The following is a 21,379-nucleotide window of genomic DNA, read 5'->3' as shown; positions in this document are numbered from 1 at the left end:
ATCATGGCTGCAGTACCGAGGAAACCAGCAGCTGTGAATACGGATGCTGCGGGTCATCGAGGATCTGATCGGTGAGCCCCGCCTCGACCACGTGCGAGCGACGCATCACCATCAGCCGGTCCGCCAGCAACCGGGCCACGGCCAGGTCGTGGGTGACGATCACCACCGCCAGGTCCAGCTCGCGCACCAGACCGCGCAACAGGTCCAGCAGACGCGCCTGCACCGAGACATCCAGGCCGCCGGTCGGCTCGTCCATGAACACCAGCCGCGGGCCGGAAACCAGATTGCGGGCGATCTGCAAGCGTTGCTGCATGCCGCCGGAAAAGGTGCGCGGCAGATCATCGATACGCAGCGGATCGATTTCCACCTGACCGAGCCAGTCCAGCGCCGCACCGCGCAACTGCTGATAATTGCGTACGCCCTGGGCCATCAAACGCTCGCCGATGTTGGCCCCCGCCGACACGCCCATGCGCAGGCCGTCACGCGGATTCTGCTCGACGAAGCCCCATTCGGTGCGCAGCAAGGTACGCCGTTGCGCCTCGCTGGCGCTGTATAGATCGAGCCAGCTGCCGTCCTGGCCGCGATAGTCGATACGGCCACTCTCCGGCGCGGAGCGGCCGCTGAGCACTGACAACAACGTGGACTTGCCCGAGCCGGACTCGCCGACGATGCCCAATACCTCACCGGGATACAGGTCGAAACTGACGTTCTGACAGCCCTTCTCCGGCCCGTACAACCGGGTCAGACCGCGGACCCTGAGCAGCGCTTCGTCCAGTTCAGGCCGTGGCGCGTTGGTCGGATTGACCGACATGGCACTGATCATCGGGCGTTCTCCTGCTGGCTGGCCCGCTGGGCGCAATAATCGGTATCGGAGCAGACAAAGCTCTGGGTGCCCGCGTCGTCGAGAATCAGTTCGTCGAGAAAGGAATCATGGCTGCCGCAGATTGCGCAGCATTGCTCCCAGCGCTGGACTTCGAACGGGTGATCTTCGAAATCCAGACTCACCACGCGGGTAAAGGGAGGCACCGCGTACAGACGCTTCTCGCGCCCTGCGCCGAACAACATCAGCGCCGGGCTCATGTCCAGCTTGGGGTTGTCGAATTTGGGAATCGGCGACGGATCCATCACATAGCGCTCATCGACCATCACCGGATAGGCATAGCTGGTCGCGATGTGGCCGAAGGTGGCGATGTCTTCGTAGAGCTTGACGTGCATCACCCCGTAATCGTCCAGCGCATGCATGGTCCGGGTCTCGGTTTCGGACGGCTCGATGAAGCGCAGCGGCTCGGGAATCGGCACCTGATACACCATGATCTGGTCAGCGTGCAGCGGGGTTTCCGGGATGCGGTGACGGGTCTGGATCACCGTCGCTTCGGGCGTGCGTTCGGTGGTGGCTACGCCTGCCGTGCGGGCGAAGAAGCGCCGGATCGAGACCGCGTTGGTGGTGTCGTCCGCGCCCTGGTCGATGACCTTGAGCACGTCTTCGGCGCCCAGAATCGCGGCGGTCAGTTGCATGCCGCCGGTGCCCCAGCCATACGGCAACGGCATCTCGCGGCCACCGAATGGCACCTGATAACCGGGAATGGCGACGGCCTTGAGCAAGCCGCGGCGGATCATGCGTTTGGTCTGCTCGTCCAGATAAGCGAAGTTGTAGGCGGTGTCCCGCTCAACGGGCGGTTTGAGGCTGCTCATTGCTCGTTCTCCCCGGTCGCGGTGGGTTTGCGCAGTTTGCGGATCAGTTCCAGTTCGGACTGAAAGTCCACGTAATGCGGCAGCTTCAAGTGCGAAACGAAACCGGCGGCTTCGACGTTGTCGCAGTGGGCCAGCACGAACTCTTCCTGCTGGGCTGGCGAACGGATTTCTTCGTTGTACTCGTCGGCACGCAGCGAGCGATCCACCAACGCCATGCCCATCGCCTTGCGCTCGGCATTGCCGAAGGCCAGACCATAACCACGCGTGAACTGCGCAGGCACAGTGGCCGAGCCGACGAACTGGTTAATCATTTCGCACTCGGTGATTTCGATGTCGCCGATGAGGATGGGAAAGCCCAGTTCCTCCGGCTCGATCCACACCTCCACTTCGCCGATGCGAATCTCGCCTGCAAACGGGTGGTTGCGGCCATAGCCACGCTGGGTCGAATACCCCAGCGCCAGCAGAAACCCCTCATCGCCACGGGCCAAAGCCTGCAGGCGTTCGGCGCGACTGGACGGATACTCCAGCGGCTCGCGGGTGATGTCGGCAATCGGCTCATCGTTGTCGACTTCAGGCTTCATCAGGCCTTCTTTCGCCAACAGACCCAGTACCCGAGGGCACGGCTGCAAGGCAGCATCAGGCGTTACGCTTGGACCCGGATGCTCGCCTTCGGCCAGCAGCGTGAAATCCAGCAGACGGTGGGTGTAGTCGAAAGTCGGCCCCAGCAGTTGCCCGCCGGGCACGTCCTTGAACGTGGCGGAAAGACGACGATTGAGCTGCATGTTCGAGGTGTTGATGGGCAAACTGGCGCAAAAGCGCGTGAGCGTCGTGCGGTAGGCGCGCAGCAGGAAAATCGCTTCGACCAGATCGCCCGCCGATTGCTTGATCGCCAGCGCGGCCAATTGCTCGTCGTACAGCGAGCCTTCGGTCATGACCCGGGCGACAGCCAGCGGCAGTTGCTGACGGATCTGCTCGACATCGAGTTCAGCGACGGCGGTATCACCACGACGCCTGCTGGCCAGCAAGCGGTGGGCGTTATCGATGGCCTGTTCGCCACCTTTGACGGCGACATACATTAGGCACACTCCTGCACACGGGTGCTGCGTGGCAAGCCGAGCATCCGGCTGCCCGACAGAAAGAACACATCGAGCCCGCGCGGGAAGTCGTTGCGCGCCGACCGTTCGGTCCAGAACTCCTTTTCCAGCGGCAAGGCCACGCGATTGCGGTGCTCGATGCCGGGGCCGCTCCAGTCCAGCGGGGTTCCGCCGTCAAGGTCTGGCAACTGGATAAGCAGCGTGCAGGACTGATCCGGATAGCGGTCGTTACCCAGGTCGAATCCGGCCAGGTCCTGTGCCACCGAGGCATCGAGCAGCGCGAAGCGGGCGTTCTGCCGCTCGCTGACGATCGGGCAGCCGCAGTGAAATGAGAGATTGGCACGAATGGCTGGCGTGTCGAAAGCCGGAGCCAGCCAGACCGGCGTGTCCAGGTCCAGCAACGCCAGACACAGCGCGTGGGTGGCGCTGTCGAGTCCCGACAACGCGGGCGGTTGATGGGCGGCGTTCAGGGTCTGGGCGATGCCGGGGCCGGCCAGCGCCTTGAGAGCGGCGCGAAAGCTGCGTTGGGCGTCGAGTACCGGGTCGGTGAAGGCAGGTTGCAAAAGGACGGCGTTCATCAGTCTTCTCCTCGGACCAGGGTAAAGAATTCCACTTTGGTCGCGGCGGTTTCTGCGTCTTTGGCGGCCTTGCGCCGGGCCTGTGCCTGGGCAAGGGGTTCGATCAGTTCAGCCAGCCACGATGCCTGCTGAGCGCCCTGCAAATGGGCGTCGGCCAGCGCGGCGAGTTCGGCGTGGTGTTTGTCGCGTCCGGCCAGATAGCTGTAGCCGGTGCGTCCGTCCGCCAGACGGACCACACAACGGGTCACGCTCATTTCACCCAGATTGAACGCCGAACCGGTGCCGCCCATGCGCCCGCGCACTAGCGTCATGCCGATTTCCGGCGCACGGATCATCTGGTAATCGGTGTCGCGCAAGGCGGCTTCATGGCGCTTCATGTGCTCGCGACAGTGCTCATCGACATGCGCCCGGGCGAGGACGCCCATCCAGTGCTGGCGGGCGGCGGTTTCAGGATTGGCTTGAGGGGATTGCTGAGACGATTGCATGGATAACCTCGGCATCAGGTGGTCACTTGATAGTGGAAGCGGTCGCTGCGGCTGGTGGAACGGGACAGTTCCACCGGCTGACCGGACCGGTTGCAGGAGACGGTCAACACCGTCAGCGCGGGCATATGGCGCGGCATCAACAAATGCGCCGCCTCTTCGCGGGTCGGCAGTCGGGCGCCGATCAGGCTCTGTTTGCGGGTCAACGGCAGTTCGCGCTCGGCCAGGTATTGGCGCAGCGAGCCGCCTGCATAATCAGCCAGCAACTCGCGGTAGCCGGCGCTGAACCGATGCAGAATGAGGCTCACGGGTTGCCCGTCGAGTTTGCGCAGCGTGCGCAGTTCGATGATCGGAGCCAGCTCGTTCAGGCCCAGATGCATGGCGTCCTCGGCATTGGCCTGACAGTCGCGGCGCAGCAACAGGATCGCCTCGACCCCGATGCCCTGTGCCGACAGTGACTGGCTGTAGGCACTGTCGGCCTGCATCGGGTAGATCAACGGACGTTCCAGCACCTGAGTGCCCTTGCCCTGCCGACGCAACACGCTGCCTTCGCGCACCAGTTCATCGACAGCGCGGCGAACCGTGTGGCGATTGACGCTGAAACGTTCGGCCAGTTGAAACTCGGCAGGCAAATAGTCGCCGGGACGGTAAGTACCCAGCTCGGCGCGCAGCGTATCGGCCAGTTCGCGGTACAACGGCTCTGTTTGTCTAGACAACTGCATGGTCAAAAAAAGTGCCCATCGGGACACCCCTCTCCGGTCAGATAAATTGCTTGCGCAAGCGTTGCGACGCGATGTCGATCACGCTGACGACGACGATGATCACCAGCAACACGGCGCTGGTCTGGACGAATGCAAAGGCACGGATGTTTTCCCAGAGAATTACCCCGATACAGCCTGCACCGACCATGCCGACCACCGTTGCCGAGCGCACGTTGGACTCGAAACGGTATAGAGCGTAGGAGATCCACAGCGGCATGACCTGCGGGATCACCCCGTAGATGACTTCCTGCAATGCGCTGGCGCCGGTGGCCCGCACCCCTTCGACCGGGCCTGGATCAATGGCTTCCACGGCCTCGGCGAACAGTTTGGCGAGCACCCCCGTGGTGCTGATCCACAACGCCAGCACGCCCGCGAATGGCCCCAGGCCCACGGCGACCACGAACAGCATCGCGAACACCATTTCATTGATGGAGCGAAAGGCGTCCATGCAGCGGCGCAACGGCAGGTGAATCCACCACGGCGTGATGTTTTCGGAACACAGAATGCCGAGCGGGATGGAACAGACGATGGCCAGCACCGTGCCCCATAAGGCGATCTGAATCGTGACCACCATTTCCGTGAGGTAACTGCGCCATTCGCGGAAATCCGGCGGGAAGAAGTCGGAAGCGAAAGTCGCCATGTTCCCCGAGTCACGAACCAGCGACAGCGGGTTCATTTCAGCGCCTTGCCAGGCCCAGGCCAGTGCGACCAGAAACAGCCCCCAGCCCAGGTAGCGAGGCCAGGTGCGTTTGCCCGCCACCTGGGTGTATGCAACGTGAGTGTTCATAGCAATCGATGTCCTGATGGCATTTGCCGGGGCGCGAACGGGAGGTCCGCGCCCCGCTCGTTCAGCCAGCAGTGCTGGATGCCGTTTTCTGGTTCAGTTCGGTAATGCGCTCCTGCAGCTTGCTCAGGCCGGCGTCGATTTCCTTCAGCCGGGTTTCCTTTTCCTTGGCGTCGAGCGTGGTGCTGGCCGCGACTTCAGTGCGTTGCTTGAACAGTTCCAGCTGGCGAATCGGCAGCAACTGGTCGTCACTGGACTTCAGGAATTTGCCCAGTTGCATGTTCTTGAGGACGGTTTTTTCTTCATCGGTATCACCGTAGCTGGCAAAGAACTCGCGGATTTTCGCCTTGTTCTCGTCCGACAGCGCCTTGCTCCAGACCATTGGATCGGCCGGGATCAGCGGCGATTTCCAGATCACTTTCAGCTGCTCGACCTTGTCCGGCTGAGTGACAGCCAGGCGGTCCCAGCTCTCGGTGTTGAACGTCGCCACGTCCAGTTGGCCTTTGGCAACGCTGAGCGCGTTGACTTCGTGGCTGGAATTCAGCGTGCGCTTGAATGCGGTGGACGCATCGACATGGTTCTTGGCGAATACGTAATAGCCCGGCACCAGATAACCGGAGGTAGAGTTCGGGTCGCCATTGCCGAAGGTCAGGGTCTTGGCGTTCTTGAGCATGTCTTCAACAGAATTGATCGGGCTGTCCTTGCGCACGATCAGCAGGCTCCAGTAACCGGCCGCACCATTGGCTGCGGAGGTCTGAGCGAAGATCTCGCCATTGGAACGGTCCACCGCTTCCATGGCGGCCTTGTTGCCCAGCCAGGCCACGTCTACCTTGTTGAAACGCATGCCCTGAATCAGGCCCGCGTAGTCCGAGGCGAAGGTCGCGTTGACCTTGAGCCCGGTTTTCTTGCTCATGTCATCCAGAAAAGGCTGCCAGATGGTTTTGAGGTTCTGCGACGACTCCGTGGACATGATGCCGAAATTGATGACCTTCTCTTCCGCCTGGGCAGTGCCCATTGCGCAAGTGGCCAGCAATGCGGCAGACGCGAGGACGCGACCGATACGGTTGAACATGAAAGCACTCCTGAGGTGAGGTTCGTGCAACAGCGGTTGATGTCAGAGGACTGACGCAAAAGTGTTCAGACTTTGGCCAGCGCCAGACGCGCAGGCTTTTCGAGACGAAGCTTTTTCCCGGTGCCGATCAGGCTGCTGCCCTGTTCGGCGCCGTAGAGATCGTCGAGGAAGGACGCACTGAGGCCTTGCGCCTGGCCGTCGTAATGGATACGTCCGCCTTTAAGCGCCACGGCCCGCGGGCAATAGCGCATCGCGTAGTCGACCTGATGCAGGGTCACGACAACGGTCTTGCCGTCGCGGCGGTTAATGTCGGCGAGGATTTCCATGACCCGGCGAGCGGATTCGGGGTCGAGCGAAGCGATGGGCTCGTCAGCCAGAATGACTTCGGCGCGTTGGGTCAGCGCACGGGCGATGGCCACGCGCTGCTGCTGCCCGCCGGACAGGGTCGAGGCGCGCTGCGCGGCAAGGTCCGCCAGACCGACACGCTCCAGTGACGCCATGGCGCGCTGCTTTTCTTCGGTGTTGAACAGCGCGAGGTTGCCACGCCAACGCGGCATGCGGCCGAGGCAGCCGAGCAACACGTTGTCGAGCACGCTGAGGCGATTGACCAGATTGAACTGCTGAAAGATGTAACCGATGTCGGCACGCAGACGGCGTACATGACGATTGAGACGACCCGAGGCCTGCACCTCGCGATCCAGCACCTTGACCTGACCACCGTTTTCCCGGTCACAGCACGCCAGCCCGGCCAGATGCCGCAGCAAAGTGGACTTGCCCGAGCCGGACGCACCGATCAGCGCGACCATCTCGCCATGTTGTATAGACAACTCAAGGCCAACCAGAGCGCTTTTACGGGAAAAGCTCTTGTTCAGCCCTTCGACATGGATAGCTGGGTTCATGGTCTGTCTCTGTCTGCCCTACGACCCGGTGCAGGCCGTATTCGGTTGTCAGCCAGACTGAACCGGACGTGTTGCAGAGACGTGAAGCGAGGATGACGAACCCGTAACAGTTTTGCGCAGGTTGCGTTGCAGGTGCGTCAATACCGATGTCGGGACGCGGAGCGTCCCGACACTGATCGTGCCCATCGCTCCGCGTGGGCATGCCGCCCGTGACGCTCTGCGTCACACATGGCACAGATTGCGGATTCAGTGAGCCGAGCGCATGACGTGGATAGCGCTGGAGCGTGGGCGCGCATCTGCGCCACATTCAAGAGCGGACGCGGAGCGTCCTGGGAGGCATGCCCACGCGGAGCGTGAGGAACGATCAGTGTGAGGGCTGGCATCTGTACCCGATCGTTTCTATGCCCCGCGCTCATCGTTATACACAAGTCCGCCCCAACACTGATCGTACCCATCGCTCCGCGTGGGCATGCCTCCCGTGACGCTCCGCGTCACAAATGGCACAGACTGTGGACTCAGTGAGCCGAGCGCCCGGCTCAGGTCACCTTTTCGCCCCTCGGCGACTCACTTTGACGGAGCAAAGTGAGCAAACTCCTTCGCTCCGGTTCCGGCCCCGGCTTCGCCGGGGTTCCTTCGTCCTGACACTGATTCGGGGGTCGCTGCAAATGGGCCATCCATGGCCCAGTGCAGCTCAATCGGCATCCATGCCGATTGCCCCCCGAATCAGCGCCAGGACTCAGCCTTCACCCACGTCGCAATCGGCGGTGTCCGCACTATCGCGCAAAAAAGCACGGCAGTGCCGCTGTCTCACTGGATAGCCAGATGACTTGTGTATAACGATGAGCGTGGGAACGATCGGTATAAGGTTAATGATCGTGCCCATCGCGTGGGCACGATCAGTGTTGAGGCGATAAGCGCAGGTCGTTGAGCGATCAGATACGGAAACTGCCCACCAGTTGTTGCAAGCGTGCAGCCTGTTCTTCCAGCGAGTTGCAGGCTTCCAGGGTCTGACGCAGGTTGTCGACACCGAGCTGGTTGAGCGTGTTGATGTGGGTGATGTCGACATTGATCGACTCCACCACCGAGGTCTGCTCTTCGGTCGCAGCCGCAACCGACTGGTTCATGCCATTGATCTCGTCGATGCGGCGGGTCACGCTGCCCAGACGCTCGCCGGCACGGTTGGCGATGCCCACGCTGTCTTCACTCTGACGCTGGCTCTCGGTCATGTTGGTAACCGCTTCACGGGCACCGACCTGCAGTTCCTCGATCATTTTCTGGACCTGCTGAGCCGAGTCCTGAGTCCGGTGAGCCAGGTTGCGCACCTCGTCGGCGACCACCGCGAAACCACGACCGGCTTCACCGGCACGTGCCGCTTCGATGGCGGCGTTGAGCGCCAGCAGGTTGGTCTGCTGGGAAATGCTGGTGATCACCTCGAGAATCTGCCCGATGTTGGCAGTCTTGTCGTTCAGACTTTCGATGTTCACGCACGACTCGCTGATCTTGCCGGACAGCTCGTTCATCGCCTTGATGGTCTGCTGCACGACGGCCTGACCGTCACCGGCCAGCTCACTCGCGTCACTGGATTGCTGCGACGTGCGCGCAGCGTTCTGCGCGATTTCCTGAGCGGCGGCACCCAGCTCGTTGATCGCGGCCGCCACGCTCTCGGTGCGGTTTGCCTGCTGATTGGAGTTGCTCATCGACGCGTTGGATACTTTTACCACCTGCGTTGCGACCGAACCCAATTGAGCAGCGGTCGAGGCAACTTCACGGATCGACGCATGGATGCGCTCGACGAAGTGGTTGAACGATTGCGCCAGCGCGCCGAACTCGTCCTGCGAGGTGATTGCCAGTCGCTTGGTCAGGTCGCCCTCACCGTCAGCAATGTCACGCATCGCACGGCCCATCTGGTGCAGCGGCTGCATCAATACACGGATCAACAGGCCCAGCAGCAGGATGATCACGACCACTACGACGACCATTGCCGTAATGGCCGAAGCGCGGAATTCGCTGAGCATCGAATAGGCAGCGTCCTGTTCAAGCACCAGTGCCACGTACCAGTTGGCCGTGGAAACGCCCTGCACCGGGGTGAACGAGATGATTTCCGGCTTGTTGCCGGAATCGATCTCTGTCACGCCTGTGGCGATCTTCGGCGTGTTGTTCGGGTAGGCTTCGCTGATGTTTTTCAGCACAAGCTTGCTGTCCGGGTGTACGAGAATCTTGCCTTCGGCGCTGACCAGAAACGCATAGCCATGGCCGTTGAAGTTCAACGAGTTGATGATCTTGCTGACGCTGTCCAGCGAGATGTCGGCACCGGCCACACCGGCCAACTGGTTCTGGATCTTGACCGGGGTCGCGATGGTCATGACCAGCTTGCCGGACGAAGCGGCAATGTAGGGTTCGGTAACGATGGTGCCTGTCGCGTTCTGCGCCGCCTTGTACCAGCCACGCGCGCGTGGGTCGTAGTCAGCCGGACGGGTCGCGGACGGGTTGGAAAGCATCACGCCTTCGGTGGTGCCGAAGTAACCCAGTTGAAAGTTATCGCTGTACACCGAAAGCCCCACGGCACGCTGCAACTGCGGCAACCCCTTGCCGTCAATAGCGATCTGCTGGGACATGGACTGCAGCAACTGGATGCGGCTTTCCAGCCAGGTCTGAATGTTCTGCGTGGTCAAGGTGCCGAGTTGTTGCAGCTCGGACTGAACACTGGATTTCAGTGACTGACGTTGTCGATAGTCATTGACGACAATGAACACACTGAACGCGACAATCACAATCAAAGCGGCGGCCAAGAGGATTTTCTTGCTGAAACCCAGGCTTTTCATCATAGCGAGTACTTCCACGGCATAAACAATAAGGACGATTCAAAAAACGCCAGTCAACTTCGGAAACGGTGCCGTTTTTTCGAAGGGGCTTCTGGGACACGAATCGGAACAGTCAAACAGCCCCTTGGTGGTATATCGGCCAGGCTTGAAGAGTCTTTTATTTTTATTTTCGAGCCGGGTGAGAAACCCTTCCCACAAATGACGGCAAAACGTGCAGAGCGGAAAAAACTGGCTATGGTCAAATCATCCCGTCGTCCAGAGGATGGTCCCGCCATGATGAGTATTGAAAAGCTGTTTGACGATTTGCACAGTCTGCCGAGCATTCCCAAGGTGGCTCAGGACCTGATGCTGCAGTTCGACAACCCCTCCTCCAACCTGGAAAGCATCGCCCGCAATATCGAGAAAGACCCGGTGATTGCCGCCAAGGTCCTGCGTCTGGCCAACTCGGCGCGCTTCCGCGGCTCACGCGAATCGTCGAGTATTGAAGACGCCGCCATGCGTCTGGGCTTCAACACCCTGCGCACATTGGTGATGGCTTCGGCAGTGACCGGCGCGTTCAAGGCCGGGCCGAGTTTTGACCTCAAGGCGTTCTGGCTGAAAAGCTTCCAGGTGGCCGGAATCTGCCGGATGCTGGCCAAACAAAGCGGTACGGATGCGGAAATCGCCTTCACCTGTGGCGTGATGCACAACATCGGCGAGCTGTTAATCCAGACCGGCGCGCCAGAAGTGGCCGAACGTCTGAACAGCGCGACCAAGGCCGGAACGGCCGGACGTGCGGCCAATGAAACCGTGCAGTTGGGCTTTGGCTACCCGGAAGTGGGCACCGAGCTGGCCCGACGCTGGCAACTGCCCAAGGTGATTCAGGAGGCAATCGCGTATCAGGCCAAACCGATGCAAGCCCCCAATGACGCGCCCTTGCCACGCATCGTCGCCCAAGCCATCGTGATTTCCGACGCACTGGAAGCCCACGGCGGCGCAACGCCTGAAGCACAGAAGGCTTCCGACGGACCAATCATGGAAGGCATCGACCTGGACGCCCTGTTCGCCGGACTGCCCGCAGTACTGGAGGCCGACAAGGCGTTTGCACAGTTGTTGAGCTGATCGCTGCTGATCGTTGCGTCCGCTCTCGAATGTGACGCAGAGCGTCATAAATGGCACAGACTGAGGATTCAGTGAGCCGAGCGCATGACTTGGAAAACGCTGGAGCTTGGGCACACATCTGCGCCACATTCGAGAGCGGACGCAGAGCGTCCTGGGAGGCATTCCCACGCAGAGCGTGGGAACGATCATCATCGTATTCCTCCAGGAGGACTTGTGTATACCGATGAGCGCGGAGCGTCGGCACGATCACCGCTCAACAAATGGCTACTGAAGCACCTCGACCAGCGCCTTGTTGAACGCGGCAGGTTCTTCCATCTGCGGGGCATGGCCCATGCCTTTGAACTCCACCAGCTTGGCACCCGGAATCATCTCGGTGACCTGCTTGCCCAACACCTTGTACTTACCGATTTTGGCCTTCACGTCCGGCGGCGCGATGTCGCTGCCGATGGCGGTGGTGTCAGCGTCACCGATCATCAACACGGTCGGCACCTGCAGTTTCGGGAACTCGTAGAACACCGGCTGAGTGAAAATCATGTCGTAGATCAGCGCCGAGTTCCAGGCAACGGCTTTCTGACCGGGTCCTTTGTTCAGCCCTGCCAGCATGTCGACCCACTTGTCGTACTCAGGCTTCCAGCGCCCGTCGTAATAGGTCTTCTGCTCGTAGGCACGAATGCCTTCGGCGGTGGTTTTCAGTTCCCGCTCATACCATTGATCCACGGTGCGGTAAGGCACACCAAGTGCTTTCCAGTCTTCCAGACCAATCGGGTTGACCATGACCAGTTTCTCGGCCTGCTTCGGGTACATCAGCGCGTAACGCGTGGCCAGCATGCCGCCGGTCGAGTGACCCACGACCGACACCTTGTCGATGCCGAGCTTTTCCAGCAGCGCGTGGGTGTTCATCGACAGTTGCTGAAAGCTGTACTGGTAATAGCCAGGCTTGGTCGAGGTGCAGAAACCGATCTGATCGGGAGCGATCACCCGAAAACCTGCGCTGGTCAAACCCTTGATAGTGTCTTCCCAAGTGGCGGCACAGAAATTCTTGCCGTGCATCAGGACAGCAGTGCGGCCGTTGGCCTTGCCGGTGGGCGCGACATCCATATAACCCATCTCCAGCGCTTGGCCCTGAGACTGGAAGTCGAACTTCTTGAGTGGGTGGGGATAGGTGAAGCCTTCCAGTTGCTGACCATAACTGGGCGTTTCAGCCAGCGCCGCACAAGGCAACGCCATCGACATCAACAGACCGGCAATCTTTGCAGCCCGCATAGGGGGCACCTCCTTAAGGTGTGGGTCGGGAATGCCGGAAGCGCTTGGCACAACGCGTTCCGGACCCGCAAGTAGACCCCAGATCCCACAACAGATTCGCCCTTTTCCTACCTACAGAAACGTAAGAAGACGTTTCTGCGCTGCAAGGCAAAAGGCTGGACGCCCACTGCGGCGCTTCCCTAGACTGGCGCATGCTCTTGCAGGCGCCATCCGGATGAACATGTCTGATGCCAAGGAACCCACATGAATCGCAATGAACTGCGCAAGGCCGATATCAACCTGATGGTGGTCTTCGAGACCCTGATGCAGGAGCGCAATGTGACTCGCGCGGCGGAAAAACTGTTCCTCGGCCAGCCGACCATCAGCGCGGCGCTCAACCGTCTGCGCGGCCTGCTCAACGACCCGCTGTTCATCCGCGTCGGCCATCGCATGGAGCCGACCGCCCGTGCCCATGAAATCCTCAAACATCTGACGCCTGCGCTGGATGCCATGTCAACAGCGCTGAGCCTGACCACTGACTTCGATCCTTCGGTGAGCAAGATGACCTTTCGCATCGGCCTGTCCGACGATGTCGAATTCGGCCTGTTCCCCGCCATGCTCAAGGCGATCCGCGAGGAAGCGCCGGGCGTGGTGATCGTGGTCAAGCACGTCGACTACCTGAATATCTCCGAAGTCCTGATGTCGGGCGACATCACGGTCGGCGTGTGCCTGACCCGCGAGCTCCCCGCCAACGCCAAACGCAAGACGCTACGCAACGTTCAGCCACGTCTGGTGAGGGCCGACAAGCCGTCAGGCCCGATGTCGATGGATGAGTACTGTTCGCGGCCGCATGTGGTGGTGTCGCACGTCGCCAGCGTCAGCAGTTTCGCTGATGAGTGGCTGACCGCGCTGGGCCGCAAGCGCCAGGTGGTGTTGTCGGTGCCGCAGTTCACCACCCTGCCCGCGTTGATGGCTGGCACCGATCTGATTTCGGGGCTGTCCGATTACGCGGCGAGTGCCATGAGTGCATTGGGGTTGGTATACGACGAGCCGCTGCCCTTCCCCACGCCGGGGCTGGACCTGTCAATGACATGGCTGAGTGTGATGGACAACGACCCTGCCGAACGCTGGTTGCGCAGCAGGATCGAGGCATTCATGGGCGAGCGCCGGGAAGCGCCCGCCCTGGCCGGCTGATCAGCCGAAACGACCGGTGATGTAGTCTTCGGTCTGGGTCTTGGAAGGCTTGGTGAAGATGGTGTCGGTGTCGCCGTGCTCGATCAGTTCACCCATGAACATGAACGCGGTGTAGTCCGAACAACGGGCGGCCTGCTGCATGTTGTGGGTCACGATGATCACGGTGAACTGCTCTTTCAGCTCGGTGATCAACTGCTCGATACGACCGGTGGAGATCGGGTCGAGCGCAGACGTCGGTTCATCCAGCAGCAGCACCTGAGGGCGCAGCGCGATGGTACGTGCGATGCACAGGCGCTGTTGCTGACCACCGGACAGACCGGTAGCGCTCTGCTTGAGCTTGTCCTTCACTTCATCCCAGAGCGCGGCACCACGCAGCGCCTGCTCGACGCGATCTTCCATTTCACGACGCGACAGTTTTTCATGGTGCTTGATGGCGTAGGCGATGTTGTCGTAGATCGACATCGGAAACGGCACTGGCTTCTGGAACACCATGCCCACATGGCTGCGCAGGCGGTTCATCGAGTAGCCCGGCGCCAGGATGTTTTCGCCATTGAGCAGCACTTCGCCGCGCGCTTCCTGTTTCGGGTACATCGCGTAAATACGGTTGAACACACGCAGCAGGGTCGATTTACCGCAACCCGACGGGCCGATGATCGCAGTGATGCGCTTCTCGGGAATGGTCATGTCGATGGACTTCAGCGACTTCTGGTTGTTGTAGAAAAACTCCAGACCGCGCACTTGAATCTTGGTCTTTTCGTTGGCCAGGGAAAGGTTGTTCATCAGGACGCCCTATTGCGCAGAAGAATTAAGCGAGAAAGCAGACTCAGTATCAGTACGAACAGCGTCATGACCAATGCACCGGCCCATGCCAGGGAGTGCCAGTCGTCGAACGGGCTCATTGCGTACTGGAACACCACCACCGGAACACTGGCGATTGGCTTGAGCAGATCGCTGCTCCAGAACTGGTTGCCGAATGCGGTGAACAGCAGCGGCGCGGTTTCGCCAGTGATACGTGCCAGTGCCAGCAATACGCCGGTCACGACACCTGCCTTGGCGGCGCGCAGAACGATCTGCAGGGTCAGTTTCCATTGAGGTACACCCAGCGCCAGCGCGGCTTCGCGCATGGTCGAGGGTTGCAGTTGCATCATTTCGTCGGTGGTACGCACCACCACCGGAATCACCAGCAGCGCGAGCGCCAGTGCACCGGCAATCGCCGAGAAGCCGACCTGATGGCCCGTCACTGCGTTGAGCGGCAGAACGACGACGGTGTACACGAACAGGCCCAGCACAATGGACGGTGCCGACAGCAGGATGTCGTTGATGAAGCGCACTGCGTTGCCCAGCTTGGTGTAGCGCGCGAACTCGGCCAGCCAGATACCGGCCATCAGGCCGATCGGCGTGCCGATGAGCAGGCCGATGCCGGACATCAGCACGCTGCCGTAGAAGGCGTTGGCCAGACCGCCTTCAGTGCCTGGCGGAGGCGTCATGCCAGTAAACAGTTGCAGGTTCAGGGCGTCGATGCCCTTGATGATGGTGGTCAGCAGAATCCAGACCAGCCACAACAGACCGAACGCCGTGGCACCACAGCTGAGCACCATGGCGATCTTGTTCTTGATATTGCGAACACGGTAAATGCGCTCGCTGCCTGCCAGGTCCTTACTCATAACCCCTCCTTACGCGACAGACGCGACAACATCAGACGTGCAAGGGCCAGCACGATGAAGGTGACCACAAACAACAGGAAGCCCAGAGCGATCAGCGCGGAACGGTGAATGTCGGTGTATGCCTCGTTGAATTCGTTGGCGATGACCGAAGCGATGGAACTGCTTGGCATCATCAGCGACGCCGAGAACTGGTGAGCGTTGCCCAGTACGAAGGTCACCGCCATGGTTTCACCGAGCGCTCGCCCCAGGCCGAGGAACACACCGCCGACCACTGCCGAACGGGTGTAAGGCAGCACGATGTCCCAGACCACTTCCCAGGTCGTACCGCCCAGCGCATAGGCCGACTCTTTGAGCGCGACAGGTACGGTGCGGAAGACTTCCTGCATCACCGAGGTGATGAACGGGGTGATCATGATTGCCAGCACGATACCGGCCGTCAGCATGCCGATACCCAGAGGCGGGCCCTGGAACATCGGGCCGATCAGCGGCAGCGCGCCCAGGTTTTCGGTGATCCAGGGTGACATGTGTTCAGCCATGAACGGCCCGAACACGAACAACCCCCACATGCCGTAGATGATCGACGGAATGCCCGCCAACAGCTCGATGGCCGAGGCAATGGGCATCCGAAGCCACGGCGGCGCTACTTCGGTCAGGAAAATCGCAATGCCGAAACTCACCGGGACGGCGATCAGCAAAGCCAGAAAAGAGGTCACCAGGGTGCCGTAGATCGGAACCAGCGCGCCGAACTTGCCGGCGTTCACGTCCCATTCGGTACTGGTCAGAAAGCCAAACCCGAACGTCTGGAATGCCAGACTGCCACCCCAGAGGGTCGACAGGGCAATACAACCCAGCAAAGCAAGCACCAGCATCGCTGCGGCCTGCAATGAACGCTTGAACCACAGGTCGTGGCGATGATCCCGCTTGGCGCGCTTCTCGCCTTCGGTCTCGACAGCTTTGACGGCAGCGGACAGGTATTGGGTGTTTTCAGTCATGTTGAGTCCACTCGCAAGGAAAAGCCCCCGTCATCGGACCGATATCGCGGTCGATGACAGGGGTCGTACAAGCTTGAATCACTTACTTGGTGAATTCAGCTTTCCAGTAGTTTTCTACGCGATCGACCAGCGATTTCGGCAAGGCGACGTAATCCAGCTCTGCAGCCTGCTTCTGACCGTTTTCGAGAGACCACTTGAAGAAGTCGAAAGCCGCTGCGCTCTTCTCTGCGTTCTTGGCTTTCTTGTACATGATGATCCAGGTGGTGGCAGTGATCGGCCATGCCTCTTCGCCCGGAGCGTTGGTCATGATCAGACCGAAGTCCTTGGCGTTCGCCCAGTCAGCGGTGTCGGCAGCAGCAGCGAACGACTTGGCGGTCGGCGCGATGAACTTGCCGGCAGCGTTTTTCAGCTGGGTGTAGGACAGCTTGTTGGTTACAGCGTAGGAGTATTCAACGTAGCCGATCGAACCTTTGATCTGCTTCACGTAAGCCGACACACCTTCGTTCCCCTTGCCGCCCACGCCTGCTGGCCACTGCACGGTCGAACCGAACTTCAGCTTCTCATTCCACTCGGAGCTGGCTTTGCTCAGGTAGTTGGTGAAGTTGTAAGTGGTGCCCGAGCCGTCCGAACGGTGAACGACAGTGATTGCGGTGTCAGGCAGTGTCACGCCCGGGTTCAGCGCAACGATGGCTGGGTCGTTCCACTTCTTGACCGTGCCCATGAAGATCTTGGCCAGGGTTTCGCCGTCAAGTTTCAGCTTGCCGCTTTCGATGCCTTCAACGTTGATGATCGGCACGATACCGCCGATGACGCTTGGGAACTGACCCAGGCCGGCAGCCTGCAGGTCTTCAGCGGACATAGGGGCGTCGGAAGCGCCGAAGTCAACGGTAGCAGCCTTGATCTGGGCAATACCGCCACCCGAACCGATGGACTGGTAGTTGATGCGGTTGTCGGCAGTTTTGCTGTAGTCCTGGGACCATTTGGAAATGACCGGGAAGACGAAACTCGAACCAGCGCCGGTAACATCAGTCGCGTGGGCTACACCGCTCAGGCACAGCGAAGCGATCAGAAGCGACAAGCGTTTTTTAGTCAGCAGAATCACGGTAATACCTCAGTCCAGGAGATTGTGTGGTGGCCCACTTGAAGAGGCCCGAGGCGGATTTAAACGCTCAAATGTTTCTGTTTAATGACAATCCGTCGAACTACGTCGGATGAAGGCGCTTTTTATGGCCAATTTCCTACACGCGTTTTTTCCCGAGCATTCATCGGACCCAATGTTTTCGGGGCTCAAAGGGCCTGTTTCAACGGCTAGCCATGTGCCAGCCACCTCTACATAGCTCAAAGCCATCACCGTTATAAAAGTGTAAAAAAATGTGCCCTTTTAGACCCTCAGGTTTTCCGGGCAGCAAATGCTTATAACCAGATCGCCTGAAAAACTGCGTAATCCACCCCCTGATTACTGCTCCTTCCCCGCTCTTTGAGGGCTATTCAAAAACGAATTTAAAGGGGTGGTATTAATAGCAAGCGCAATCATTGTGCTACCGTTCGTCGGAATCGCTGGCACCTATGGCAAGTGGCCAATGACCAACGTGGGTATGTTAAAAATCTTAAAAAACGGAGTAAGCCTCATGATCAAGACCAAATTCGCTGCCCTGACTCTCGCTGGCCTGATGGCCGTTGCATCGGGCGCAGCTTTTGCTGAAACGTCGCCAACGCCTGCAAGTCCTGTTAACGACAACGCGACCAAGCTGCCGGGCACCAATTCAGCACCGGCCGATCGCAATTCGTCCAATACCAAGGGCACGCAGCAAGGTGAGCAGACCAACAAGTCGATGAACAACGGCTCAGGCACCATGACGCACGACAAGAACACCCACGGCACCCACGACAAGAGCGGTGTGACCGAGAAGCCAAAGGTCAACTGATCTGTGTGACGACAGTGGCGGGTCACTCCTGCCACTGGTCGGCCGTTCGGCACTTGCACCGTCGATCATCACTCAATGCCTTTAGCAACAACACGAAGGACACTGACAGGAGGTTTTCGAACATGAAACTTAAGACAGTTGGCGCATGGACACTTGCCGCAATCATGGGCAGCGTCAGTGCAGTGGCCATGGCGGGCTCGACAGGGCCGACCAATCCGGACAGCAGCGGCCCGAAAGTACCGGGCACCGGGATGGAAAAGAATACTGACGGCACAACTCCGGGTACTCAGGGCACCAGCCCGGGAACCAAGGGCATGGACCCTCAGCCAGGCAACAACAGCGGCATGGACAAAAAAAATGATGCTGGCAAGGCCGGTATGGACACCGATGGTGACGATCAGGACGATGACGACGACAGCGCGCCGTGAGGCTGATCTGGATCGCGAAACTGTAAATGCAGCATAGCGCGGCGGCCTGCTTTAGCGCATTCAAGGACCGCCTCGCCCTTCCCTTCCGTCAGACCTGAATGCAATCCGCCTGCGAAACGCCCGTCCCTTCTTCTGTCGCAACCTCGCAGTCCATCGTCCACTTCACATAGCAGACATGCACCGGCATTCCGTGCTCCGCACAGAAGTCCAGCCAGCGCAGCTGGTTGTCCTGCAAGCGATCCCCAGGCCCTTTCACTTCGATCATCCGGTAGCCGCGCTGCTCGGGAAAAAACTGGATCAGGTCCGGCATTCCCGTGCGATTGGCTTTGATGTCCTGCAGCAAACGACGAAACCAATGGCGCAAATGCTCGGCAGGCAGACAATCCAGCGCCTGATCCAGCAAGGCTGGCGTCAGCGCGCCCCAAAATACGAACGGCGATTGCAGGCCGTGTTTGCCGACGAAGTTCTCAAGAATGGTGGCGCGATATGCATCGGATTCGAGCTGGGCCAGACAGGCATCGAACAGGTGCGCACGGCGCTGATAGAAATCCGGGCTGTAAAGATCGCTCGGAGCACTGTGGAATGGATGGAAGAACGCACCCGGCAAGGGTGAGAAAATCGCCGACCAGCACAGCAGTCCAAACAGGGAATTGATCAGCGCATTCTCGACGTAATGCACCTCGCCGCCCTCTTGCTGCAAGTGCTCGCGGATCAGGTATTCGACGCTGCAGCCAGGCAGCGGCGTGACCTGCACATCCATGCGCTCGACCACCCTTGCCGCCCGACGACGTTCCGCTGTCAGGCCGAGCTTGCGCTGCAGGCGCGGCAACACACGCGCCAGATGCTGTACCTCGGCATCGTTCTCCGGAGCCAGTCGGGCCTGTTGCAGCAGCTCCATGGCCTCGGCGTATTGTTCGTGACGCTCCAGCACCCGAATCTGTCGCGAGCGGGCGCCGGGATAACTGGACTGCCGATAGACCGACAGCGCCAGCGGCCAATCCTGCAACCGCTCGGCCTGTTGACCGATGCGAAACAGCAGCTTGGCGCGGCGCATCTGCAGCCAGGGACTGCGACAGTGAATGGCAATGGCCTGCTCAGCCAGATCATGCAGGACAAGACTGGTTTCCAGCGCTTCGCGGCAGGCATGCAGTTGCAGGCACACATCGATGTCTTCCCGCGCCGTGATTGCCCGGGAATCGACAGAAAACTCGACCTTCTCGTAGCGATAGATACCCAGATCGGCGAGTACGAACTCCGACCACTCCTGATAAAGATTGCCGAAGTACAGCAGCCGCAGACGGTCGCACAGTGGCATGACCTTTAGCGAAAAAACCATGTCCTGCAATGAACCATGCCACTGATCAAGAGGTTGCGGCTCCGTGTAGATCGGTTGCAGTCGTTCGAACCACAGCTCCTTGCGTTCGGAACCCTTCACACCGTGCGCCTTGAAGCACTGGCTCAACTCGTCCTTGCGCAGCAACTGGAACAGCTCATCCAGACCCAGCGCAGGCCGGTCGTCCACCCAGCCCAGTTCCAGCAGCGGGCCCACGTTTTCGACAGGGTCACCTATTTCGTCGTAGCTCAGCTTGCTCGCCCGGAACAGGGCGCCCTTGCGCATGACCATTCTCACCAGCAAACCCTGCGTCGCCACCGGCAGCCCGGCAAACGCCTCGATGAACTGGCGCTCCGACTCGTCGAGCAGGTCGTCGTAACGCTGCGCGATCCAGTCCAGCACCTGGCGAAAGTTTTCCAGGTAATAAAACGGATTATCGAGAGGTGAGGTATTCAAGGCCAACGGTCACAGGTTCGATGAACAGACCGGGCAAGGATACTGGCTATCCGTACAGATAACAGCCCAAAAAGCCACTCTCTACCCGCAGGCCGATCAATGGCGCTCTTCATCCTGCGTGCGACCCGCCGTAGAATCACGCGATTTGTCCACTAGCGGAGCGACGACAATGCAGGCACCTCTGGTTTACCTCGCAGGTTTCGACGTTTTTCGTCCAGACGCCATCGAGCACGGGCGTTACCTGAAGGCGCTGTGTACCGCACATGGTCTGGAAGGATTGTTTCCGTTCGACAACGAAGTGCCTCCCGGCTTGTCACCTCATGAAACCGCGCAGCAGATCTATACGATGAATGTGGCGATGATTCAGCGCTGTACTGCCGTGCTCGCCAACCTGAATGTGTTTCGAGGTCTGGAGCCGGATTCAGGTACGGCGTTCGAAGTGGGAATGGCGGTGGCGCTCGACAAACCGGTGTGGGCGTATTTCGAGCCTGTGGATTCGCTGCGGGATCTGGTGCCGCATGATGATCACGGGTTCGACGACAACGGCTTTTCAGTGGAAGACTTCGCCCTGCCCCGCAACCTCATGCTCGCCTGCAGTTGGGCCGGGACCAGCTCTACGGTGGAGTTGGGGGCTGAAGCGCTGGCGTTGTATTTGAGCAAGCGGTGAACAGAACGCGAGGCCTGATCGTGCCCATCGCTTCGCGTTGGCATGCATCTCACGAAGTTCTGCGCCACGTTCGAGAGCGGACGCGGAGCGCCCTGGGCGGCGTTACCACGCAGTGGGAACGATCATGGCGTTGCTGATACTGATCGTGCCCATCGCTCCGCGTGGGCATGCCTCCCGTGACGCTCCGCGTCAC

21 protein-coding genes and 1 pseudogene are annotated in these 21,379 nt (G+C 60.0%); 5 read left to right on the top strand and 17 right to left on the bottom strand.

From position 1 onward, the window contains the following. Position 1 precedes the first annotated feature (1 nt). From phnK to QRN20_RS26960, 11 genes and pseudogenes are all read right to left on the bottom strand, one after another. The gene (gene phnK, locus QRN20_RS21895) at positions 2-811 is read right to left on the bottom strand and encodes a phosphonate C-P lyase system protein PhnK (protein WP_057410955.1); all 810 of its coding nucleotides are present in this window, start codon (positions 809-811) and stop codon (positions 2-4) included. Between the two features lie 8 nt (positions 812-819). Continuing rightward, a complete protein-coding gene (locus QRN20_RS21890; protein WP_025995407.1) occupies positions 820-1,692 on the bottom strand; it encodes an alpha-D-ribose 1-methylphosphonate 5-phosphate C-P-lyase PhnJ in 873 nt (290 codons plus the stop codon). Beyond that, a complete protein-coding gene (locus QRN20_RS21885; RefSeq protein ID WP_004888380.1) occupies positions 1,689-2,768 on the bottom strand; it encodes a carbon-phosphorus lyase complex subunit in 1,080 nt (359 codons plus the stop codon). The genes QRN20_RS21890 and QRN20_RS21885 overlap by 4 nt, the downstream gene beginning before the upstream one ends. After that, entirely contained in the window at positions 2,768-3,364 is a 597-nt protein-coding gene (phnH, locus tag QRN20_RS21880; RefSeq protein WP_058431731.1) for a phosphonate C-P lyase system protein PhnH, read from the bottom strand. The genes QRN20_RS21885 and phnH overlap by 1 nt, the downstream gene beginning before the upstream one ends. Beyond that, positions 3,364-3,849 (bottom strand): phosphonate C-P lyase system protein PhnG, encoded by a 486-nt coding sequence (phnG, locus tag QRN20_RS21875; RefSeq protein WP_029242101.1) that lies wholly within the window; start codon positions 3,847-3,849, stop codon positions 3,364-3,366. The genes phnH and phnG overlap by 1 nt, the downstream gene beginning before the upstream one ends. Positions 3,850-3,863: 14 nt before the next feature. Next, positions 3,864-4,568 (bottom strand): phosphonate metabolism transcriptional regulator PhnF, encoded by a 705-nt coding sequence (gene phnF, locus QRN20_RS21870; RefSeq protein WP_122467397.1) that lies wholly within the window; start codon positions 4,566-4,568, stop codon positions 3,864-3,866. A gap of 37 nt (positions 4,569-4,605) precedes the next feature. Then, positions 4,606-5,394 (bottom strand): phosphonate ABC transporter, permease protein PhnE, encoded by a 789-nt coding sequence (gene phnE / locus QRN20_RS21865; RefSeq protein WP_285361172.1) that lies wholly within the window; start codon positions 5,392-5,394, stop codon positions 4,606-4,608. A 61-nt stretch (positions 5,395-5,455) separates the two neighbouring features. Then, entirely contained in the window at positions 5,456-6,463 is a 1,008-nt protein-coding gene (phnD, locus tag QRN20_RS21860) for a phosphonate ABC transporter substrate-binding protein (protein WP_004888370.1), read from the bottom strand. Positions 6,464-6,528: 65 nt separating this feature from the next. Further along, positions 6,529-7,362, bottom strand: coding sequence for a phosphonate ABC transporter ATP-binding protein (gene phnC / locus QRN20_RS21855; RefSeq protein WP_029242104.1), 834 nt, complete (start codon positions 7,360-7,362; stop codon positions 6,529-6,531). A 932-nt stretch (positions 7,363-8,294) separates the two neighbouring features. Further along, on the bottom strand, positions 8,295-9,059 hold the full coding sequence (locus tag QRN20_RS26965) for a methyl-accepting chemotaxis protein (protein WP_502942227.1): 765 nt from the start codon (positions 9,057-9,059) through the stop codon (positions 8,295-8,297). A 90-nt stretch (positions 9,060-9,149) separates the two neighbouring features. Beyond that, positions 9,150-10,184: pseudogene (locus QRN20_RS26960) on the bottom strand (HAMP domain-containing protein); the annotation flags it as partial. A 273-nt stretch (positions 10,185-10,457) separates the two neighbouring features. Here QRN20_RS26960 and QRN20_RS21845 point away from each other — a divergent pair. After that, a complete protein-coding gene (locus QRN20_RS21845; protein WP_025993125.1) occupies positions 10,458-11,285 on the top strand; it encodes an HDOD domain-containing protein in 828 nt (275 codons plus the stop codon). Between the two features lie 264 nt (positions 11,286-11,549). Here QRN20_RS21845 and QRN20_RS21840 read toward each other — a convergent pair whose 3' ends face one another. Next, positions 11,550-12,548 (bottom strand): alpha/beta fold hydrolase, encoded by a 999-nt coding sequence (locus QRN20_RS21840; protein ID WP_029244208.1) that lies wholly within the window; start codon positions 12,546-12,548, stop codon positions 11,550-11,552. 243 nt (positions 12,549-12,791) lie between these two features. On the opposite strand from QRN20_RS21840, the gene QRN20_RS21835 reads away from it, so the two are divergent. Then, a complete protein-coding gene (locus tag QRN20_RS21835; RefSeq protein ID WP_029244209.1) occupies positions 12,792-13,721 on the top strand; it encodes a LysR family transcriptional regulator in 930 nt (309 codons plus the stop codon). Here QRN20_RS21835 and pstB read toward each other — a convergent pair whose 3' ends face one another. The 4 genes from pstB to pstS all read right to left on the bottom strand — a co-directional run bounded on the left by pstB (position 13,722) and on the right by pstS (position 17,479). After that, positions 13,722-14,501, bottom strand: coding sequence for a phosphate ABC transporter ATP-binding protein PstB (pstB, locus tag QRN20_RS21830; RefSeq protein WP_004883964.1), 780 nt, complete (start codon positions 14,499-14,501; stop codon positions 13,722-13,724). Next, positions 14,501-15,385, bottom strand: a complete 885-nt coding sequence (gene pstA / locus QRN20_RS21825) for a phosphate ABC transporter permease PstA (protein ID WP_004883967.1) — start codon at positions 15,383-15,385, stop codon at positions 14,501-14,503. The genes pstB and pstA overlap by 1 nt, the downstream gene beginning before the upstream one ends. Continuing rightward, entirely contained in the window at positions 15,382-16,377 is a 996-nt protein-coding gene (pstC, locus tag QRN20_RS21820; RefSeq protein ID WP_029244210.1) for a phosphate ABC transporter permease subunit PstC, read from the bottom strand. Before pstC ends, pstA begins: the two co-directional genes overlap by 4 nt. A gap of 82 nt (positions 16,378-16,459) precedes the next feature. After that, complete coding sequence (gene pstS / locus QRN20_RS21815; protein ID WP_025992971.1) at positions 16,460-17,479, bottom strand: phosphate ABC transporter substrate-binding protein PstS; 1,020 nt, start codon at positions 17,477-17,479, stop codon at positions 16,460-16,462. Between the two features lie 526 nt (positions 17,480-18,005). Between pstS and QRN20_RS21810 the strand changes: the two genes are divergently transcribed. Further along, positions 18,006-18,302, top strand: coding sequence for a hypothetical protein (locus QRN20_RS21810; protein ID WP_004883970.1), 297 nt, complete (start codon positions 18,006-18,008; stop codon positions 18,300-18,302). Between the two features lie 122 nt (positions 18,303-18,424). After that, on the top strand, positions 18,425-18,730 hold the full coding sequence (locus tag QRN20_RS21805) for a hypothetical protein (RefSeq protein WP_025992972.1): 306 nt from the start codon (positions 18,425-18,427) through the stop codon (positions 18,728-18,730). A gap of 88 nt (positions 18,731-18,818) precedes the next feature. Here QRN20_RS21805 and QRN20_RS21800 read toward each other — a convergent pair whose 3' ends face one another. Then, positions 18,819-20,519, bottom strand: a complete 1,701-nt coding sequence (locus tag QRN20_RS21800) for a VRR-NUC domain-containing protein (protein ID WP_163000386.1) — start codon at positions 20,517-20,519, stop codon at positions 18,819-18,821. Between the two features lie 169 nt (positions 20,520-20,688). Between QRN20_RS21800 and QRN20_RS21795 the strand changes: the two genes are divergently transcribed. Further along, entirely contained in the window at positions 20,689-21,186 is a 498-nt protein-coding gene (locus QRN20_RS21795; RefSeq protein ID WP_122423725.1) for a nucleoside 2-deoxyribosyltransferase, read from the top strand. Positions 21,187-21,379 lie beyond the last annotated feature (193 nt).

The sequence above is a fragment of the Pseudomonas sp. fls2-241-TYG-175 genome (assembly GCF_030209155.1).
GTDB lineage: Bacteria > Pseudomonadota > Gammaproteobacteria > Pseudomonadales > Pseudomonadaceae > Aquipseudomonas > Aquipseudomonas viridiflava.
The sequence above is the reverse complement of the archived record's forward strand: the minus strand, read 5'-3'. Positions and strand labels throughout refer to the sequence as shown.

What these genes read in the sequence shown, in the direction of transcription:
- phnK (WP_057410955.1), bottom strand. Translation starts at nt 811, where the DNA reads ATGTCGGTCAATCCGACCAACGCGCCACGGCCTGAACTGGACGAAGCG.
- QRN20_RS21890 (WP_025995407.1), bottom strand. Translation starts at nt 1,692, where the DNA reads ATGAGCAGCCTCAAACCGCCCGTTGAGCGGGACACCGCCTACAACTTC.
- QRN20_RS21885 (WP_004888380.1), bottom strand. Translation starts at nt 2,768, where the DNA reads ATGTATGTCGCCGTCAAAGGTGGCGAACAGGCCATCGATAACGCCCAC.
- phnH (WP_058431731.1), bottom strand. Translation starts at nt 3,364, where the DNA reads ATGAACGCCGTCCTTTTGCAACCTGCCTTCACCGACCCGGTACTCGAC.
- phnG (WP_029242101.1), bottom strand. Translation starts at nt 3,849, where the DNA reads ATGCAATCGTCTCAGCAATCCCCTCAAGCCAATCCTGAAACCGCCGCC.
- phnF (WP_122467397.1), bottom strand. Translation starts at nt 4,568, where the DNA reads ATGCAGTTGTCTAGACAAACAGAGCCGTTGTACCGCGAACTGGCCGAT.
- phnE (WP_285361172.1), bottom strand. Translation starts at nt 5,394, where the DNA reads ATGAACACTCACGTTGCATACACCCAGGTGGCGGGCAAACGCACCTGG.
- phnD (WP_004888370.1), bottom strand. Translation starts at nt 6,463, where the DNA reads ATGTTCAACCGTATCGGTCGCGTCCTCGCGTCTGCCGCATTGCTGGCC.
- phnC (WP_029242104.1), bottom strand. Translation starts at nt 7,362, where the DNA reads ATGAACCCAGCTATCCATGTCGAAGGGCTGAACAAGAGCTTTTCCCGT.
- QRN20_RS26965 (WP_502942227.1), bottom strand. Translation starts at nt 9,059, where the DNA reads ATGAGCAACTCCAATCAGCAGGCAAACCGCACCGAGAGCGTGGCGGCC.
- QRN20_RS21845 (WP_025993125.1), top strand. Translation starts at nt 10,458, where the DNA reads ATGATGAGTATTGAAAAGCTGTTTGACGATTTGCACAGTCTGCCGAGC.
- QRN20_RS21840 (WP_029244208.1), bottom strand. Translation starts at nt 12,548, where the DNA reads ATGCGGGCTGCAAAGATTGCCGGTCTGTTGATGTCGATGGCGTTGCCT.
- QRN20_RS21835 (WP_029244209.1), top strand. Translation starts at nt 12,792, where the DNA reads ATGAATCGCAATGAACTGCGCAAGGCCGATATCAACCTGATGGTGGTC.
- pstB (WP_004883964.1), bottom strand. Translation starts at nt 14,501, where the DNA reads ATGAACAACCTTTCCCTGGCCAACGAAAAGACCAAGATTCAAGTGCGC.
- pstA (WP_004883967.1), bottom strand. Translation starts at nt 15,385, where the DNA reads ATGAGTAAGGACCTGGCAGGCAGCGAGCGCATTTACCGTGTTCGCAAT.
- pstC (WP_029244210.1), bottom strand. Translation starts at nt 16,377, where the DNA reads ATGACTGAAAACACCCAATACCTGTCCGCTGCCGTCAAAGCTGTCGAG.
- QRN20_RS21810 (WP_004883970.1), top strand. Translation starts at nt 18,006, where the DNA reads ATGATCAAGACCAAATTCGCTGCCCTGACTCTCGCTGGCCTGATGGCC.
- QRN20_RS21805 (WP_025992972.1), top strand. Translation starts at nt 18,425, where the DNA reads ATGAAACTTAAGACAGTTGGCGCATGGACACTTGCCGCAATCATGGGC.
- QRN20_RS21795 (WP_122423725.1), top strand. Translation starts at nt 20,689, where the DNA reads ATGCAGGCACCTCTGGTTTACCTCGCAGGTTTCGACGTTTTTCGTCCA.